Origin of the sequence: Streptomyces sp. NPDC086519, from assembly GCF_040686075.1 — a bacterium.
Lineage (GTDB): Bacteria > Actinomycetota > Actinomycetes > Streptomycetales > Streptomycetaceae > Streptomyces > Streptomyces shenzhenensis.
The window spans coordinates 222,051-237,768 of the sequence record NZ_JBFBJL010000005.1; the positions used below are offsets into that span (position 1 = coordinate 222,051).

The following is a 15,718-nucleotide window of genomic DNA, read 5'->3' on the forward strand; positions in this document are numbered from 1 at the left end:
TAGCCGAGCGTACTCAGGGAGTCGCATTGTGGTGATGTGAATCACACAACTGGTCCGCAGCCGACGCAGTCGACGGACGTTCAGCCGTACTACCGCGCCGAGTTCGCGTTGGGCGAGCACTCGGCCCGGCATCTGCGCCGCGTCCTGCGGCTGTACCTGGCGGGCTCGGGCCTGCTCGAACTGGCCGACGCGGCCGAACTGGCGTTGACGGAAGTCCTGGCCAATGTCGTCCGGCACGTACCGGGGCGACGCTGCGGAATCTGTTTCCTGCTCCTGCCCACGGCGGTACGGGTGGAGGTCTCCGACAGCTACCCGCGGCTGCCGGTCCCGGGCAGCGGGGACGTGCTCTCCGACGGCGGGCGTGGCCTGCTTCTGGTCGACGCGGTCACCGACCGGTGGGGCGTGACGCCCCGCCCCGCCGGAGACGGCAAGACGGTGTGGTTCGAGTGCCTGGCCAAGGCGCCGGACGCAGGGTGAACACGTGGAAGCGCGTGCCCGCCTGGGCGCCATCGCGCGGGAGGTCAGCGCCACCCGTGAACCGGTCGCCATCACCGACCACGGTCAGACCGTGGCGATACCGGTCAGCCCCGCCGACGCCCTGGAGCTACAGGAGCTGCGGGCCCTGGCCGCCTACCGTGCCCGCCAGGCCCGTGGCGAGAACGCCGGCGTCCTGCACGACGAGGCGTACCGCCGCGTATTCGGCGAGGGTGAGGCGTGAGCTACGAGGTCGCGTCCGACGGCGCGTTCGGCAGCGCCGACCTGCTGCGTGTCCACGTCGGCCGCTACCGGGTGATGTACGAGATCCATGACCAGCAAGTCCGGGTCAGTGTGATCCATCTCGGACGCGTGCGCTGACCGCGGACGACGACCGAAGGGAGGCCTCACGCGCGGACCCGGACACGGCTTCCTCAGCCGCGCGACTCCGCCAGCACCGCGTCCGTGAACGCCGGCCACGCCTCGACCGCCCAGGGACCGAACGCCCTGTCGGTCAGCGCGACGCACGCCAGCCCCGCCTCGGGGTCGACCCACAGGAACGTGCCCGCCTGTCCGAAGTGCCCGAACGTCCGCGGCGACGACGAAGAACCCGTCCAGTGCGGAGCCTTGCCGTCGCGGATCTCGAAGCCCAGCCCCCAGTCGTTCGGGTTCTGGTGCCCGTACCCCGGCAGCACCCCCTTCGTCCCCGGGTACTGCACGGTCAGCGTCGCCTCCGCCACCGTCCGCGGATCCAGCAGCCTCGGCGCCTGCAGCTCCGCCGCGAAGCGGAGCAGGTCGGACACCGACGACACGCCGTCCTTCGCCGGGGAGCCCCCGAGCGACGTCGACGTCATGCCCAGCGGCTCCAGCACCGCCTGCCGGGCGTACTCCGCGAACGGCATCTCCGTCGCCTTGGCGACATGGTCCCCGAGCACCTCGAACCCGGCGTTGGAGTACAGCCGCCGCTCCCCGGGCGGCGCCATGACCCGGTGCTCGTCGAACGCCAGCCCCGAGGTGTGCGCGAGCAGATGCCGTACCGTCGCACCCTCCGGCCCCGCCGGCTCGTCCAGTTCGACCGCCCCCTCCTCGTACGCGACGAGTACCGCGTACGCGGCGAGCGGCTTGGTGACGGAGGCCAGCGGGAAGCGGTGGCCGACCGGACCGTGGGTTCCGAGGACCGTACCGTCGGCCCGTACGGCACCCGCCGCGGCGGTGGGGACGGGCCAGTTCCCGATGGACGCGAGGCTGTTCAGCGACATGCCGTCGAGCCTAGGCGGCTCAGAGGGCCAGAGTCATCGTGGGGTCCGGCTTGTGGACGAAGCCGAGCGCGGCGTAGAGCGGCTCGGCCTCGGCGGACGCGGTCAGCATGACCTGGCCCGCGCCCCGCTCGCGGAACCAGGCCAGCAGTTCCTCCATGCACGCGCGCGCGTACCCGCGCCGGCGGGCGTCCGGGTCGGTGGCCACGCTGAAGACGTACCCGGAGCGGCCGTGCGGGTTGTGCGCCTTGCCGATCCGGTAGTCGACGGTCCCGGCGACCAGCGCCGCCAGCGCCCCCGGCCGCTGCGGGTGGTCGACGACGAACGCGGCGAAGTCCCCGTCCGGCTCGCCCAGCTTCTCCTCCAGCGCCGGCCGCGCCAGGGCGTGCCATTGGGTGGAGCCGTCCCCACCGGGCAGCGCGTCGATCATCACCTGGCGCAGACGCAGCACTTCCGCCACGTCCTCGGCCGTGGCACGGCGTACGAGACTCATGCCCCGCACGCTAGCCACCGCCCGCGGCGTTCGTCGCGCGTATTTCCTGGCGGGTTCCGCTTGCTTCGAGCGCACTCCAAGGCCATAGCGTGGACGCATGACGGTGATGCAGACCACGACCGCGGCCCCCACCGGGCAGCCCGACATCGCGCCCGCCGACATCTGTTCCGCCCCACCCCGGCGGCATCCGCGTCCCGAGGGCCAGGACCGCTACACGATCAGCGAGGTCGTCGCCTTCACGGGCCTGACCGCCCACACCCTGCGCTGGTACGAGCGGATCGGCCTCACGTCCGACATCGACCGCTCCCACACCGGTCAGCGCCGCTACAGCAACCGCGACCTCGACTGGCTGGACTTCGTGACCAAGCTGCGCCTGACCGGCATGCCGGTGGCCGACATGGTGCGCTACGCGGAGCTGGTGCGGGAGGGCGAGACGACGTACGCCGAGCGCCGCGAGCTGCTGGAACAGACGAGGAGGGACGTCCTGGCCCGGATCGCCGAACTGCACGACACCCTCTCGGTGCTGGACCGAAAGATCAGTTTCTATGAGACGGGTGGCAGCTGAAGCGCCCCTCGCGATGGCGCCCCGTCAGGGGCGCGGGGAACTGCGCGAGCAACCCACCACAACCCGCGCCCGAAGGAACTGCTAAAGCTCCGCCAGCAACTCCGCCTTCTTCGCGGAGAACTCCTCATCGGTGACCAGCCCCGCCTGGTACAGCTCCCCCAGATGCCGGATCCGCTCGGCGATGTCCGCGGGGTCCCGCCGCCCCGCCGGCACCGGCACCGCGGCGGCCCCCTTGGCCCGCAGGGCCTCCAGTACCGCCGCCGCGAACGGCAACGACTCGTGCACCGGGCCGTACCCCAGCCCGAACACCACGGTCGCCGGATCCTGGTCGGCCGGGACCGTCGGCGCCGCCCCCGCGAGGTCCCGCCGCAGCAGTCGCAGGTGCCCCTCGAAGGCCTCCGGCGACCGCCACTCCACCCCGGCCAGGTCGGCGACGGCGAAGCTCTGGTCGCCGGCCTTCCACTTCGCCGTGGACGCGCCCGTCCACGACCACCGGAAGTGCACGGCGCTGCCGTCGAAGCTCGCCTTCCCGTCGTACGCCTTGAACTGCCGGGGCCCCTCGGGCGCGGCGACCAGGAACCTCTCCGCCGGTCCGGACTCGGTGAGCAGCGGTCGCAGTTCGTCGGCGTAGTACTCCGCGAGGGCCGCCCGCTCGGCCGGGACCACCAGGCGGTACGGGTCGCTGCCCTCCTTCAGCTGTCCGGCCGCCGCCTCCAGCAGGGGATCCGCGCCGGGGCGGGGCCGGGCACTCAGGACGACCGTGCCGCGTTTGCCGGACGTGAGCGTCACGCCCTCCAGCGCGGCGAGCGGCACCCGGCGTTCACCCAGACTCTGGAACAGCTTGGGTGTTCGAATCCCCCGTTCGTAGCGGATGAGCACGGAGTCGGACTCGAACTCCCAGGCAGCATGAAATCCGGCCAGTACATCACCCATGCGGCTCATCGTATGCGGCACGTGCTTCTCAGTCCCATCCCCGCGCATACCGCACTTCCTGCTGTCTCTACGCGCGTCCGGCCATCAACGTGCCGGACAAACCCGCCCGGCACCCGTCATCGTCGTGGGCGCAGGTCACCGCGCCATATGCGCCGACCCCGACGTCGGCGAGGTTGCGCAGGCTGTCCGTGCCCGGTTCGAAGTAACCGGCGTGGCCCTCGGCGTCGTGCGCCGACAGCACCCGGGCGCCGAAGGACGAGGAGACGGGGTCGGCCCCGTGGCCGAGACCGCCGAGCTCCAGATAGGGGACGTCCTGGATCCAGTCGGTGGCGTCCCGCATCGCCCACACCCGGGCCGAGGTGCCCAGGTGGGAGGCGTTCTCGACCCGCATCCCGGGGCTCGCGGCCACGGCTATGTCGGCCACCTGCTCCGGCAGGGCGTGCGCGGCCACCCCGCAGACCACCGAGCCGTAGCTGTGGCAGAACAGCGCCACCGGCGTCTCACCGGGCAGCGCGCGCAGCAGCGCGTCGAGGCGTACGGCGCCCTGCTCGGCGGCCATCCCGGTCGCCGCGCCCACGCCGAGGCCGTCGGGCGCGGTGTAGTCGGCCCAGGCGATCACCGCCGTGCGGGTCGTGGGGCTCGCCGTGCGCTCGGCCCGGTACAGCGCCTTGGCCATGCCGACCGGTGCGGTGTACCGGCGGTACGTCCGCTGGAAGGTGAGCAGGTCGGTGTCGACACCGGGGACGACGACGGAGATCCGCTCGGCCCTGGTGAGGTTGCCGAACACCTCGGCGACCCGGCCGCTGCCGTCCGGGTCGAAGGCGAGGATCTGCCGGCCCTTCGCCATCAGCGCCTCGTAGCGGTGCATGCGGCGGCCGGCGTCCTGTTGCCCGGCCGCGCTGAGCCGGGGGTCGTGCATGCGCTTCTTCTCGATGACGCGCTGCTGGTCGAGGGCGATGTCGTTGGCCCGGTAGCGCAGTTGGACCGGGGCGCCGTTCATGTTGCCCACGGCGAGCGGGTAACGGCGCACGAGCCGGTCGCGCTCCCGCGCGGTGAGTGACGCGAAGAACCGGGCGAGGAGTGCGGGCGACGCCTTCGGGTCCGGCAGGCGCAGGCCGTGGACCCTGCCGTGCTCCCAGCTGTCGAGGGAGGTTTGCAGGGCGGTGGTCTCGCGGTGCGTGCGCAGGGCGGTCCAGCCGGTGGTCGCGAGCATCACGAAGACGACGGCCAGGGCCAGCAGTGCGCGCCAGACGTTGAGAGGCGGGGAGGTGTCGAAGGAAGTCACTGGGAGGACACACTAGGAGAACGAGGGGGTCTCGCGGTAACTGAGTGACAGTTATCACGTTTCGGCAAACGTGAGGCCGATCTCAGGCCCGTGTGAAGGGTTTCAGTGCTCGCGCCAGTTGCCGGTGAGCGCCGGTCCCACCTGGTCGAGGTACGACGCGGTGAGTTGGCGGATCGTCGTGACGCTGAAGTCGTCGCCGACCGACCAGTGCCGCTCGGTGACCCGGACGACCGCGCCGAACACCGCGACCACGAGCCGCGGCCGGGGATCGCGGTCCGGGTCGACGCCCTCCCGCTCGGCGACGATCCGCGCGATCTCCTCCTCCGTCTCCGACTGGCGCCGCAGATGGGCGGCGAACAGGACCGGGGTCGCCTCGATCATCTTGTACGTGCGCAGGAACAGTTCGACCGGCACGTACCGCTCGATGGCCTGCTCGATGGTGTCCCAGCTGTCCAGGACCGACCGGCGCAGCGCCTCCAGCGGGGGCTCCTCGGGCGGGCGGCGGCGCACCGCCTCGACGTAGTGCTCCTCGGTGAGCCGCGGCACGAAGAAGGCCACGTCCTCCTTGCTGGCGAAGTAGCGGAAGAAGGTGCGCTGGGAGACGTCGACGGTCGCGGCGATCTCGTCGACGGTGGTGTGTTCGTAGCCCTGGGTCACGAACAGTTCGAGCGCGGCGCGCAACAGCGCGTCCCGGGTGCGCTGTTTCTTGCGTTCGCGCAGCGTTTCCATGCCTGACAGTTACTGACTAGTGAATTTGTTTGTCAACTGTCAGTGGCTGTCACTAGCCTCGACGGCATGACTAGTCAGACCACGATCGACACGGCGGGGTCGGGGGACAAGGCGCTGGCCTCCCCGTCGGACCGGCCGCCGGCCTCCGGCCTGCGCGGCCATCCCTGGTTCACCCTGATAACCGTCGCCGTCGGGGTCATGATGGTGGCTCTCGACGGCACCATCGTGGCCATCGCCAACCCGGCGATCCAGAAGGACCTCGGCGCCACCTTCGCCCAGGTCCAGTGGATCACCAACGGCTACTTCCTCGCCCTCGCGGTCTCCCTGATCACCGCGGGCAAGCTCGGCGACCGCTTCGGCCACCGGCAGACGTTCCTGATCGGCGTCGTCGGCTTCGCCGCCGCCTCGGGCGCCATCGGCCTCTCCGACAGCATCGGCCTGGTCGTCACCTTCCGCGTCTTCCAGGGGCTGTTCGGCGCGCTGCTGATGCCGGCCGCGCTCGGCCTGCTGCGGGCCACCTTCCCGGCCGAGAAGCTCAACATGGCGATCGGCATCTGGGGCATGGTCATCGGCGCCTCCACCGCGGGCGGTCCCATCCTCGGCGGTGTGCTGGTACAGCACGTCAGCTGGCAGTCGGTGTTCTTCATCAACGTGCCGGTGGGCGCGATCGCCCTGGTCCTCGGCCTGGTGATGCTGCTCGACCACCGCGCCGACAACGCGCCGCGCTCCTTCGACCTGCTCGGCATCGCCCTGCTCTCCGGCGCCATGTTCTGCCTGGTCTGGGCCCTCATCAAGGCGCCGAGCTGGGGCTGGGGCGACGGCAAGACGTGGACGTTCATCGCCGTGTCGGCACTGGGCTTCGGCCTCTTCTCCTTCTGGGAGACGAGGGTCAGGGAGCCGCTCGTCCCGCTGGGCCTGTTCCGCTCCGTCCCGCTCTCGGCGGGCGTCGTGCTCATGGTCCTGATGGCCATCGCCTTCATGGGCGGCCTGTTCTTCGTGACGTTCTACCTCCAGAACGTGCACGGCATGGACCCGGTCGACGCCGGCCTCCATCTCCTCCCGCTCACCGGCATGATGATCGTCGGCTCCCCGCTGGCCGGCGCCGCGATCACCAGGCTCGGCCCGCGCATCCCGCTGGCCGGCGGCATGGCGGCCACCGCGATCGCCATGTACGGCATGTCCACGCTGAAAGCGGACACCGGAAGCGCGCTCATGTCGCTCTGGTTCGCCCTGCTCGGCCTCGGCCTCGCGCCGGTCATGGTCGGCGCCACCGAGGTCATCGTCGGCAACGCGCCGATGGAGCTCTCCGGTGTGGCCGGCGGTCTCCAGCAGGCCGCGATGCAGATCGGCGGCAGCCTCGGTACGGCCGTTCTCGGCGCCGTGATGGCCTCCAAGGTCGACAGCGATCTGCCGGGCAACTGGGCCGACGCCGGGCTGCCGAAGCTGACCTCCGCTCAGCTGGCCCAGGCCTCCGAGGCGGTCCAGGTCGGTGTCGCGCCGGTCGCCAAGGGGACGCCGGAGGCGATCGCCGCGAAGATCACGGGCGTCGCGCACGACACCTTCATCTCCGGCATGAGCCTCGCCTCGCTCGTCGCGGCGGGCGTGGCGGCGGTCGCGATCCTGGTCGCGCTGCTCACCAAGCGCGGCGAGAACGCGGACTCGGGCGCGGGCGTCGGTCACATCTAGCGCCACCCGCCGGGCCGATATGTCCGGTTCGTCTGGGCGGAGTTCCCCTATCAAGGTGACTCCGCTAAAGATTCCTGGCCTTCGGCTCCCAGGTCAGGTGACAGTGGGACGACCGGGCTGGTCGAGCCGGGAATCCCCGCGCTTCGGCTCGGGGAGGGAGCAAGGTGGGTCAAGTCCTCTGCGGGGCAGGGGAGGACACCGGGCCGCGGCGCGCTGCTGGAGGGGGGCAGCGCGCGGGCAGGTCTGCCGCGGCGGAACAGGGGTACCCGGTCATCAACCCGAACAGTCCGCGAGGACCGAGGAGTTGATGATGGCGAGCTTCGGGCAACGAACACGCGGGTACCCCCGTTCACGTGACCGCGTAGGCCCACGGGACGGGCTGGACCGCGACACGCTGGGCATCATCGGTACGATCTGCGCGGTCGCCGGCTTCTTCACGCTGGGGATCGTGCTGGGGCCGGTGGCACTGGCGTGCGGCTGGTTCTCCATGGGTCGGGCATGGAACCCGAAGAGCTCGATACCGGCGCTGGTCGCCGTGGTGCTGGGGGCGATCGACACGCTGCTGGCACTGCTGTGGCTGGGTGGCGTGTCACCGCTGTAGCCCGCGGGCCCGGTGGGGGCTGATCGCGCCCACGCGGCGGAGCCGCACATCGATACAGCCCCGCGCCCCTTACGGGGCGCTGCCGCCACTGTTCCTTCTCAGCTGCGGGCAGTCGTGCCTCCCCCGGAGCCCGAAAGGCCTGGGGGACCCCCAGGCGGCACGGGGTGGGCGCAGCGGCACCCGGCCAGCGCCGGTGAGCGCAACGCCGTGGCCTCAGCCCCCACCCCCTCGCGCAGGGCGAGCACCTCTGCCCGCAGCGCCCGTACCTCCTCGGTCAGCATCCCGATCGCCTCCGTCTGCCGGCGTTCCTCCACGTCGTCCTTCTCGAACCGCGCGATGAACCACGTGGCGATGTTGGCCGTCACCACACCCAGCAGGGCGATCCCGGCGAGCATCAGGCCCACCGCGATCATGCGGCCCAGCCCCGTCGTCGGCGCGTGGTCCCCGTACCCCACCGTCGTCATCGTCGTGAACGACCACCACAGCGCGTCACCCAGCGTCCGGATGTTCCCGTTCGGCGAGTCGCGTTCCACCGAGAGCACGGCCAGTGAGCCGAACATCAGCAGCCCCACCACCGCGCCCACGACATACGTCGTCAGCCGGATCTGCGAGGCCATCCGCGCCCGCCGGCCCACCAGCATCAGCGTGGCGACGAGCCGCAGCAGCCGCAGCGGCTGAAGCAGCGGCAGCACCACCGCGCACAGGTCTATCCAGTGCGTCCGCACGAACTCCCGGCGCCGGGGCGCCAGCGCCAGCCGTACCAGGTAGTCGAGGGCGAAGGAACCCCACACCGCCCACTCCGCCACCGTGCACGCGGCGGTGAGGACGTGCCCGGCCGAACGGTCCACGATCGGCAGCGCGTAGGCGACGGCGAAGGCCACCGCGAGCGCCAGCAAGGGCCGTTGAGTGAGCTGCTCCCAACGAACCTGCGCGGACTGTTCCTTCATGTGCGCATCGTAGGCATCATCCGCGCCCCGAAGGGGCGCGGGACCGCGTCGAGCTGCGGCTCCGCCGCGTGGGCGCGACCGCCCCCCACCGGACCCGCAGCTCCCCACCGTCTTCCCCGGCCGAAGCCGAGCGCAACGGCTACGCGTCGCCGCCCGCCGCGCCCGGGTGCGCCGCCGTGACGTCCAGCAACTGGTACCGGTCGATGGCCTGCTTGAGTACCGAGCGGTCGAGCTTGCCCTCCCGGGCCAGTTCGGTCAGCACCGCGACCACGATCGTCTGCGCGTCGATGTGGAAGAACCGGCGCGCCGCGCCCCGTGTGTCGGCGAAGCCGAACCCGTCGGCGCCCAGCGACTGGTACGTCCCCGGCACCCAGCGCGCGATCTGGTCCGGAACCGACCGCATCCAGTCGGACACGGCCACGAACGGCCCCTCGGCGTCGCTCAGCTTCCGCGTCACCCACGGCACCCGCTGCTCCTCGTCCGGGTGCAGCAGGTTGTGCTCCTCGCAGGCCACGGCCTCGCGCCGCAGCTCGTTCCAGGAGGTGGCGGACCAGACGTCGGCCCTGACGTCCCAGTCCGCGGCGAGGATCTTCTGGGCCTCCATGGCCCACGGGACCGCCACGCCCGACGCCATGATCTGCGCCGGGAGTGTGCCCGCCGTGCCCGCGCTGATCCGGTGGACGCCCTTGAGGATGCCCTCGACGTCCACGTCGGCCGGCTCGGCTGGGTGCTGGATCGGCTCGTTGTAGACGGTCAGGTAGTAGAAGACGTCCTCGCCGTGCGGGTGCTCCGCGTTCCCGCCGCCGTACATGCGGCGCAGGCCGTCCTGGACGATGTGGGCGATCTCGTACGCGTACGCCGGGTCGTAGGCCACGCACGCCGGGTTCGTCGAGGCGAGCAGCTGGGAGTGGCCGTCGGCGTGCTGGAGGCCCTCACCGGTCAGGGTCGTACGGCCGGCGGTCGCGCCCAGGACGAAACCGCGCGCCAGCTGGTCGGCCATCTGCCAGAACTGGTCGCCGGTGCGCTGGAAGCCGAACATCGAGTAGAAGACGTAGACCGGGATGAGCGGCTCGCCGTGCGTGGCGTAGGCCGAGCCCGCGGCGATGAGGGAGGCCGTGCAGCCGGCTTCCGAGATGCCGTCGTGCAGCATCTGGCCGGTCGGGGACTCCTTGTAGGCGAGCAGCAGGTCGCGGTCGACGGCCTCGTACTGCTGGCCCAGCGGGTTGTAGATCTTCGCGCTCGGGAAGAAGGAGTCCATGCCGAAGGTGCGGTACTCGTCCGGCGCGATCAGTACGAAGCGGCGGCCGAGCTCCTTGTCCCGCATGAGGTCCTTGAGCAGTCGTACGAACGCCATGGTGGTGGCGATCGACTGCTGGCCGGTGCCCTTCTTCACGGTCGCGTACGTCTTGTCGTCCGGCAGGGCGAGGGGCTTGGAGCGTACGACGCGGGTCGGGACGTAGCCGCCGAGGCCCTTGCGCCGGTCGTGCATGTACTGGATCTCCTCCGAGTTCCGGCCCGGGTGGTAGTACGGCGGCAGGCCGGACTCCAGCTCCTTGTCGGAGATCGGCAGGTGCAGGCGATCCCGGAAGCCCTTGAGGTCGGCGACCGTCAGCTTCTTCATCTGGTGCGTGGCGTTGCGGCCCTCGAAGTTCGGGCCCAGCGTCCAGCCCTTGATCGTCTTGGCCAGGATGACCGTCGGCTGGCCCTTGTGCTCGGTGGCCGCCTTGAACGCCGCGTAGATCTTGCGGTGGTCGTGGCCGCCGCGGCCCAGGTGCAGGATCTGGTCGTCGGTCATGTTCTCGACCATCGCGCGCAGCCGCTGGTCGTCGCCGAAGAAGTGCTCGCGGATGTAGGCGCCGGACTCGGTGGCGTAGGTCTGGAACTGGCCGTCGGGGGTGGTGTTCATCTTGTTGACGAGCACGCCGTCGCGGTCCTGGGCGAGCAGCGGGTCCCAGGTGCGGTCCCAGACCAGCTTGATCACGTTCCAGCCGGCGCCGCGGAAGACCGACTCCAGCTCCTGGATGATCTTGCCGTTGCCGCGCACCGGTCCGTCGAGCCGCTGGAGGTTGCAGTTGACGACGAAGGTCAGGTTGTCCAGGCCCTCGCGGGCGGCGATGGACAGCTGGCCGAGCGACTCCGGCTCGTCCATCTCGCCGTCGCCGAGGAACGCCCAGACGTGCGACTTGGAGGTGTCGGCGATCCCGCGCGCGTGCATGTAGCGGTTCATCCGCGCCTGGTAGATCGCGCCGATCGGGCCGAGGCCCATCGACACCGTCGGGAACTCCCAGAAGTCCGGCATGGAGCGCGGGTGCGGGTAGCTGGAGAGGCCGTCCGGGTACTTCGACTTCTCCTGGCGGAAGCCGTCCAGCTGGGCCTCGCTGAGCCGGTCGAGCAGGAACGCGCGGGCGTAGATGCCGGGGGAGGCGTGGCCCTGGAAGAAGACCTGGTCGCCGCCGAGGCCGTCGTCCTTGCCGCGGAAGAAGTGGTTGAAACCGACGTCGTAGAGCGAGGCCGAGGACGCGAAGGTGGCGATGTGGCCGCCGACCCCGATGCCCGGGCGCTGGGCGCGGGAGACCATCACCGCGGCGTTCCAGCGGGTCGCGTTGAGGACCTTGCGCTCGATCTCCTCGTTGCCCGGGAAGAACGGCTCGGCCCGGGTCGGGATCGTGTTGACGTAGTCCGTGCTGCGCATCTCGGGCACCGCCACGCGCCGCTCGCGGGCGCGCTCGATCAGGCGGAGCATCAGATAGCGGGCCCGTTCGCGGCCGCGCTCGTCCACGGCGGCGTCGAGCGAGTCGAGCCACTCCTGGGTTTCCTCGGGGTCGAAGTCAGGAACCTGACTCGGAAGGCCGCCAATGATGATCGGGTTGCGATCGGATCCGGAAGCCACGCTGTTCCTTACCTGTCAGAGGGCCACTGATTCCCTGTTTTCTCTGTTTCCCTGCGTTTGGCCTGCACCGCTGTCCATCGTCCACCCCGGGGCGGCGCACGTCATCTCTACCGCGAGGTAACTCGGGACCGGCCAAAACGCAACGATACGCCCGGGGTGTGACGCGCCTGGCAAACTCGTTCGACGGCCGTCTGTGAGGATGATTCCGAAAGGGACTTAGCGGGCAAATAGGAGTGGTGTGTGCCACACCCGTCCGCGATACGGTGCCGGGAGTTGCGACGACACGGCCGGGATCGTCACCGTTTCGGCGGTCTGCACGGCCGGGTACTTGCGCGATCCGTCCCGCCCGTGTGGACTACGGCCAATGCTTCGCGCACGCGCGTGGCTGAGTTCATCACCAAGACATGATCAGGAGGCAACCCGTGAGCGCGACCGCGGACCACGCGGAGGAGCGGACCACCCCTGCCGTCAGGCTGGGGTTCCAGCCAGACCAGGTGGTCCAGGAGATCGGCTACGACGACGACGTCGACCAGGAGCTCCGCGAGTCCATCGAAGACACCATCGGCACCGAGCTGGTGGACGAGGACTACGACGACGTGGCCGACGCCGTGGTGCTGTGGTTCCGGGAGGATGACGGCGACCTGACGGACGCGCTGGTCGACGCCCTCGGCTTCCTCGAAGAGGGCGGCTCGATCCTGCTGCTGACGCCGAAGACCGGCCGCGACGGCTACGTCGAGCCGAGCGACATCGGCGAGGCGGTCACGACCGCCGGCCTCTCGCAGACCAAGAGCGTCAGCGTGGGCAAGGACTGGAACGGAAGCCGGCTGAACACGCCGAAGGCCGCCGCCAAGAAGCGCTGAGCCCCGCCGGTGGGCGGACCCCGCGTCGGTCCGTCCACCGGCCTGCCGTGATCGCCGCGCGGGGGCCGCCGCCATAGGGTGTTCTCACCCGAACAGCCCCTGACGATGGGATGCACGACGATGGCGATCCAGGTCGGCGACAAGGCACCCGACTTCGAGCTCAAGGACAACCACGGCCGGACCGTGAAGCTGTCCGGCTTCCGCGGCGAGAAGAACGTGGTGCTGCTCTTCTATCCCTTCGCGTTCACCGGCGTGTGCACCGGCGAGCTGTGCGAGCTGCGCGACAACCTGCCGAGGTTCGAGGACCGCGACACCCAGCTGCTGGCCGTCTCCAACGACTCCATCCACACCCTGCGGGTCTTCGCCGAGCAGGAGGGCCTGGAGTACCCGCTGCTGAGCGACTTCTGGCCGCACGGCGAGACCTCCCGCGCCTACGGCGTCTTCGACGAGGCCAAGGGCTGCGCCGTCCGCGGCACCTTCGTCATCGACAAGGAGGGTGTCGTGCGGTGGACCGTGGTCAACGGCCTGCCGGACGCCCGCGACCTGAACGACTACGTGACGGCACTGGACGCGCTGTAACCCCTTCGCCGCACTCCCCGGGGACCGGCTCGCCGGGCCCCCTAGGGGTCGGCACGGCCGACACCCTGTGATTCTTCGGGGTCCAGGGCCTGCGTGCGGCGGGAACCCGTCACTAGGATCGAGTCGTTGATCCGGTATCCGAAGCACGACGGGGGCTCCCCGCCCCTGACACACATGGGAGGACTCGTGGGAGTCAGCCTCAGCAAAGGCGGCAACGTATCGCTGACGAAGGAGGCCCCCGGTCTGACCGCGGTCCTCGTCGGTCTGGGCTGGGATGTCCGGACCACCACCGGCACCGACTTCGACCTGGACGCCAGCGCGCTCCTGCTGAACTCGGCGGGCAAGGTCGCCAGCGACCAGAACTTCGTCTTCTTCAACAACCTCAAGAGCCCCGACGGCTCGGTCGAGCACACCGGCGACAACCTCACCGGTGAGGGCGAGGGCGACGACGAGGTGATCAAGGTCAACCTGGCCGCGGTCCCCGCCGACGTCGACAAGATCGTCTTCCCGGTGTCGATCTACGACGCCGACAACCGCCAGCAGTCCTTCGGCCAGGTCCGCAACGCGTTCATCCGCGTGGTGAACCAGGCAGGCGGCGCCGAGATCGCCCGCTACGACCTGTCCGAGGACGCCTCGACCGAGACCGCCATGGTCTTCGGCGAGCTGTACCGCAACGGCGCGGAGTGGAAGTTCCGCGCCATCGGCCAGGGCTACGCCTCCGGCCTGCGCGGCATCGCCCAGGACTTCGGCGTCAACGTCTGAGCCGCGCGAACGCCCGGGGGCGTTCGCAGGTCCGCTCTGTCCGGCGCCGCACCGTTTACGGTCGGCGCCGGACGTGCAGGACAACGGAGAAACACCGCTAGGGGAGGATCATCACCATGGGCGTCACGCTCGCCAAGGGAGGCAACGTCTCCCTCTCGAAGGCCGCACCGAACCTCACCAACGTCATGATCGGACTCGGCTGGGACGCCCGCTCCACCACCGGCGCCCCCTTCGACCTGGACGCCAGCGCGTTGCTGTGCCAGGGCGGCCGGGTCCTCGGCGACGAGTGGTTCGTCTTCTACAACCAGCTCAAGAGCCCGGAGGGCTCCGTGGAGCACACCGGCGACAACCTCACCGGTGAGGGCGAGGGCGACGACGAATCGATTCTGGTCGACCTGCCCAAGGTGCCGGCCAACTGCGACAAGATCGTGTTCCCGGTCTCGATCCACATGGCGGACGAGCGCGGCCAGACCTTCGGCCAGGTCTCCAACGCCTTCATCCGGGTCGTCAACCAGGCCGACGGCCAGGAGCTCGCCCGCTACGACCTGTCCGAGGACGCCTCGACCGAGACCGCCATGATCTTCGGCGAGCTCTACCGCTACCAGAACGAGTGGAAGTTCCGGGCCGTCGGCCAGGGGTACGCCTCCGGGCTGCGGGGCATCGCGCTCGACTTCGGCGTGAACGTCTCATAGGACTTTCTCCGTCGGATGTGGGGCCGACCGAGCCGTAGGACACCGGTGCCCTCTAGACTTCGTGGTCAACAGTGAGTAAAGCCGAGTACGGCGCGAGCGAGACCCGTACATACACGATTGGGTAGCCAGTGCTTCTGAAAACCTTCGGCTGGTCGTTCGCGATCACCGCGCTCGGCCTGGTCGCCGCGGTCTTCTACGGGGGGTGGGAGGCCTTCGGCATCGTGGCCATCCTTGCCGTCCTCGAGATCTCCCTGTCGTTCGACAACGCGGTCGTCAACGCCGGAATCCTGAAGAAGATGAACACCTTCTGGCAGAAGATCTTCCTCACGGTCGGCGTCCTCATCGCGGTCTTCGGCATGCGGCTGGTCTTCCCTGTCGTCATCGTCGCGATCACCGCCAAGATGGGCCCCGTCGAGGCCGTCGACCTCGCGCTCAACAACAAGGACCGCTACCAGCAGCTGGTCACCGACGCCCACCCGGCGATCGCCGCCTTCGGTGGCATGTTCCTGCTGATGATCTTCCTCGACTTCATCTTCGAGGACCGGGACATCCAGTGGCTGCGCTGGATCGAACGCCCCCTCGCCAGGCTCGGCAAGGTCGACATGCTGGCGGTCTGCATCGCCCTGATCGTCCTGCTGATCACCTCCTTCACCTTCGCCACCCACGCCCACCAGCACGGCGGCGGCCACACCGACAAGGCGCAGACGGTTCTGATCGCCGGTATCGCCGGCCTGATCACGTACATGATCGTCGGCGGCCTCTCCGGGTTCTTCGAGGACCGGCTGGAGGCCGAGGAGGAGCGCGAGCACGAGGAGGAGGAAGAGGCCGAGCGCACCGGCAAGAAGAAATCGGCGGTGCTGCTGGCCGGCCAGGCCGCGTTCTTCATGTTCCTCTACCTGGAGGTCCTGGACGCGTCCTTCTCCTTCGACGGCGTGATCGGCGCGTTCGCCATCACCAACGACATCG

Annotated in this window: 18 protein-coding genes; 11 read left to right on the plus strand and 7 right to left on the minus strand. The window is 69.9% G+C overall.

All coding sequences use genetic code 11. The features are described 5' to 3' along the window. Positions 1-36: 36 nt before the first annotated feature. Genes AB0P24_RS07825 through AB0P24_RS07835 form a run of 3 tightly spaced genes read left to right on the plus strand, consistent with a single transcriptional unit; the run spans position 37 to position 855 of the window. On the plus strand, positions 37-477 hold the full coding sequence (locus AB0P24_RS07825) for an ATP-binding protein (RefSeq protein WP_365791329.1): 441 nt from the start codon (positions 37-39) through the stop codon (positions 475-477). 4 nt (positions 478-481) lie between these two features. Next, the gene (locus AB0P24_RS07830; protein WP_365791330.1) at positions 482-718 is read left to right on the plus strand and encodes a type II toxin-antitoxin system Phd/YefM family antitoxin; all 237 of its coding nucleotides are present in this window, start codon (positions 482-484) and stop codon (positions 716-718) included. Next, entirely contained in the window at positions 715-855 is a 141-nt protein-coding gene (locus AB0P24_RS07835; protein ID WP_365791331.1) for a hypothetical protein, read from the plus strand. The genes AB0P24_RS07830 and AB0P24_RS07835 overlap by 4 nt, the downstream gene beginning before the upstream one ends. Before the next feature lie 53 nt (positions 856-908). On the opposite strand, the gene AB0P24_RS07840 is transcribed toward AB0P24_RS07835, so the two are convergent. Then, positions 909-1,733, minus strand: coding sequence for a serine hydrolase domain-containing protein (locus AB0P24_RS07840; protein ID WP_365791332.1), 825 nt, complete (start codon positions 1,731-1,733; stop codon positions 909-911). A gap of 19 nt (positions 1,734-1,752) precedes the next feature. Then, entirely contained in the window at positions 1,753-2,223 is a 471-nt protein-coding gene (locus AB0P24_RS07845; RefSeq protein WP_365791333.1) for an N-acetyltransferase, read from the minus strand. Positions 2,224-2,320: 97 nt separating this feature from the next. Between AB0P24_RS07845 and AB0P24_RS07850 the strand changes: the two genes are divergently transcribed. Beyond that, the gene (locus tag AB0P24_RS07850) at positions 2,321-2,788 is read left to right on the plus strand and encodes a MerR family transcriptional regulator (protein ID WP_365791334.1); all 468 of its coding nucleotides are present in this window, start codon (positions 2,321-2,323) and stop codon (positions 2,786-2,788) included. 81 nt (positions 2,789-2,869) lie between these two features. On the opposite strand, the gene AB0P24_RS07855 is transcribed toward AB0P24_RS07850, so the two are convergent. The 3 genes from AB0P24_RS07855 to AB0P24_RS07865 all read right to left on the minus strand — a co-directional run bounded on the left by AB0P24_RS07855 (position 2,870) and on the right by AB0P24_RS07865 (position 5,735). Next, positions 2,870-3,721, minus strand: coding sequence for a DUF4429 domain-containing protein (locus AB0P24_RS07855; RefSeq protein WP_365791335.1), 852 nt, complete (start codon positions 3,719-3,721; stop codon positions 2,870-2,872). Between the two features lie 67 nt (positions 3,722-3,788). Beyond that, positions 3,789-5,006 carry an alpha/beta hydrolase gene (locus tag AB0P24_RS07860; RefSeq protein ID WP_365791336.1) on the minus strand — a complete coding sequence of 406 codons (1,218 nt, stop codon included), beginning with the start codon at positions 5,004-5,006 and terminating at the stop codon, positions 3,789-3,791. A gap of 102 nt (positions 5,007-5,108) precedes the next feature. Next, complete coding sequence (locus tag AB0P24_RS07865) at positions 5,109-5,735, minus strand: TetR family transcriptional regulator (protein ID WP_365791337.1); 627 nt, start codon at positions 5,733-5,735, stop codon at positions 5,109-5,111. A gap of 66 nt (positions 5,736-5,801) precedes the next feature. On the opposite strand from AB0P24_RS07865, the gene AB0P24_RS07870 reads away from it, so the two are divergent. Together AB0P24_RS07870 and AB0P24_RS07875 are read left to right on the plus strand one after the other, a co-directional pair. Beyond that, positions 5,802-7,421 carry an MFS transporter gene (locus AB0P24_RS07870; RefSeq protein ID WP_365791338.1) on the plus strand — a complete coding sequence of 540 codons (1,620 nt, stop codon included), beginning with the start codon at positions 5,802-5,804 and terminating at the stop codon, positions 7,419-7,421. Between the two features lie 310 nt (positions 7,422-7,731). Continuing rightward, entirely contained in the window at positions 7,732-8,022 is a 291-nt protein-coding gene (locus AB0P24_RS07875; protein WP_365791348.1) for a small hydrophobic protein, read from the plus strand. A 98-nt stretch (positions 8,023-8,120) separates the two neighbouring features. Here the strand turns inward: AB0P24_RS07875 and AB0P24_RS07880 are convergent, their stop codons facing one another. Both AB0P24_RS07880 and aceE read right to left on the minus strand, forming a co-directional pair. Beyond that, positions 8,121-8,969 carry a potassium channel family protein gene (locus tag AB0P24_RS07880; RefSeq protein ID WP_365791339.1) on the minus strand — a complete coding sequence of 283 codons (849 nt, stop codon included), beginning with the start codon at positions 8,967-8,969 and terminating at the stop codon, positions 8,121-8,123. Between the two features lie 139 nt (positions 8,970-9,108). Then, positions 9,109-11,859: a pyruvate dehydrogenase (acetyl-transferring), homodimeric type gene (aceE, locus tag AB0P24_RS07885; RefSeq protein ID WP_365791340.1), complete on the minus strand. Its 2,751-nt coding sequence runs from the start codon at positions 11,857-11,859 to the stop codon at positions 9,109-9,111. 422 nt (positions 11,860-12,281) lie between these two features. On the opposite strand from aceE, the gene AB0P24_RS07890 reads away from it, so the two are divergent. The 5 genes from AB0P24_RS07890 to AB0P24_RS07910 all read left to right on the plus strand — a co-directional run. Beyond that, positions 12,282-12,719, plus strand: a complete 438-nt coding sequence (locus AB0P24_RS07890) for a DUF3052 domain-containing protein (RefSeq protein ID WP_181803427.1) — start codon at positions 12,282-12,284, stop codon at positions 12,717-12,719. Positions 12,720-12,839: 120 nt separating this feature from the next. Further along, on the plus strand, positions 12,840-13,298 hold the full coding sequence (locus tag AB0P24_RS07895; RefSeq protein WP_365791349.1) for a peroxiredoxin: 459 nt from the start codon (positions 12,840-12,842) through the stop codon (positions 13,296-13,298). A 186-nt stretch (positions 13,299-13,484) separates the two neighbouring features. Beyond that, complete coding sequence (locus AB0P24_RS07900) at positions 13,485-14,060, plus strand: TerD family protein (RefSeq protein WP_181803425.1); 576 nt, start codon at positions 13,485-13,487, stop codon at positions 14,058-14,060. 116 nt (positions 14,061-14,176) lie between these two features. Beyond that, entirely contained in the window at positions 14,177-14,752 is a 576-nt protein-coding gene (locus tag AB0P24_RS07905; RefSeq protein ID WP_361296147.1) for a TerD family protein, read from the plus strand. 128 nt (positions 14,753-14,880) lie between these two features. Beyond that, positions 14,881-15,718, plus strand: an 838-nt coding sequence (locus tag AB0P24_RS07910) for a DUF475 domain-containing protein (protein ID WP_365791341.1), incomplete at its 3' end; no start/stop codon positions are given.

What these genes read in the sequence shown, in the direction of transcription:
- AB0P24_RS07905 (WP_361296147.1), top strand. Translation starts at nt 14,177, where the DNA reads ATGGGCGTCACGCTCGCCAAGGGAGGCAACGTCTCCCTCTCGAAGGCC.
- AB0P24_RS07865 (WP_365791337.1), bottom strand. Translation starts at nt 5,735, where the DNA reads ATGGAAACGCTGCGCGAACGCAAGAAACAGCGCACCCGGGACGCGCTG.
- AB0P24_RS07875 (WP_365791348.1), top strand. Translation starts at nt 7,732, where the DNA reads ATGGCGAGCTTCGGGCAACGAACACGCGGGTACCCCCGTTCACGTGAC.
- AB0P24_RS07870 (WP_365791338.1), top strand. Translation starts at nt 5,802, where the DNA reads ATGACTAGTCAGACCACGATCGACACGGCGGGGTCGGGGGACAAGGCG.
- AB0P24_RS07895 (WP_365791349.1), top strand. Translation starts at nt 12,840, where the DNA reads ATGGCGATCCAGGTCGGCGACAAGGCACCCGACTTCGAGCTCAAGGAC.
- AB0P24_RS07880 (WP_365791339.1), bottom strand. Translation starts at nt 8,969, where the DNA reads ATGAAGGAACAGTCCGCGCAGGTTCGTTGGGAGCAGCTCACTCAACGG.
- AB0P24_RS07855 (WP_365791335.1), bottom strand. Translation starts at nt 3,721, where the DNA reads ATGGGTGATGTACTGGCCGGATTTCATGCTGCCTGGGAGTTCGAGTCC.
- AB0P24_RS07845 (WP_365791333.1), bottom strand. Translation starts at nt 2,223, where the DNA reads ATGAGTCTCGTACGCCGTGCCACGGCCGAGGACGTGGCGGAAGTGCTG.
- AB0P24_RS07850 (WP_365791334.1), top strand. Translation starts at nt 2,321, where the DNA reads ATGACGGTGATGCAGACCACGACCGCGGCCCCCACCGGGCAGCCCGAC.
- AB0P24_RS07840 (WP_365791332.1), bottom strand. Translation starts at nt 1,733, where the DNA reads ATGTCGCTGAACAGCCTCGCGTCCATCGGGAACTGGCCCGTCCCCACC.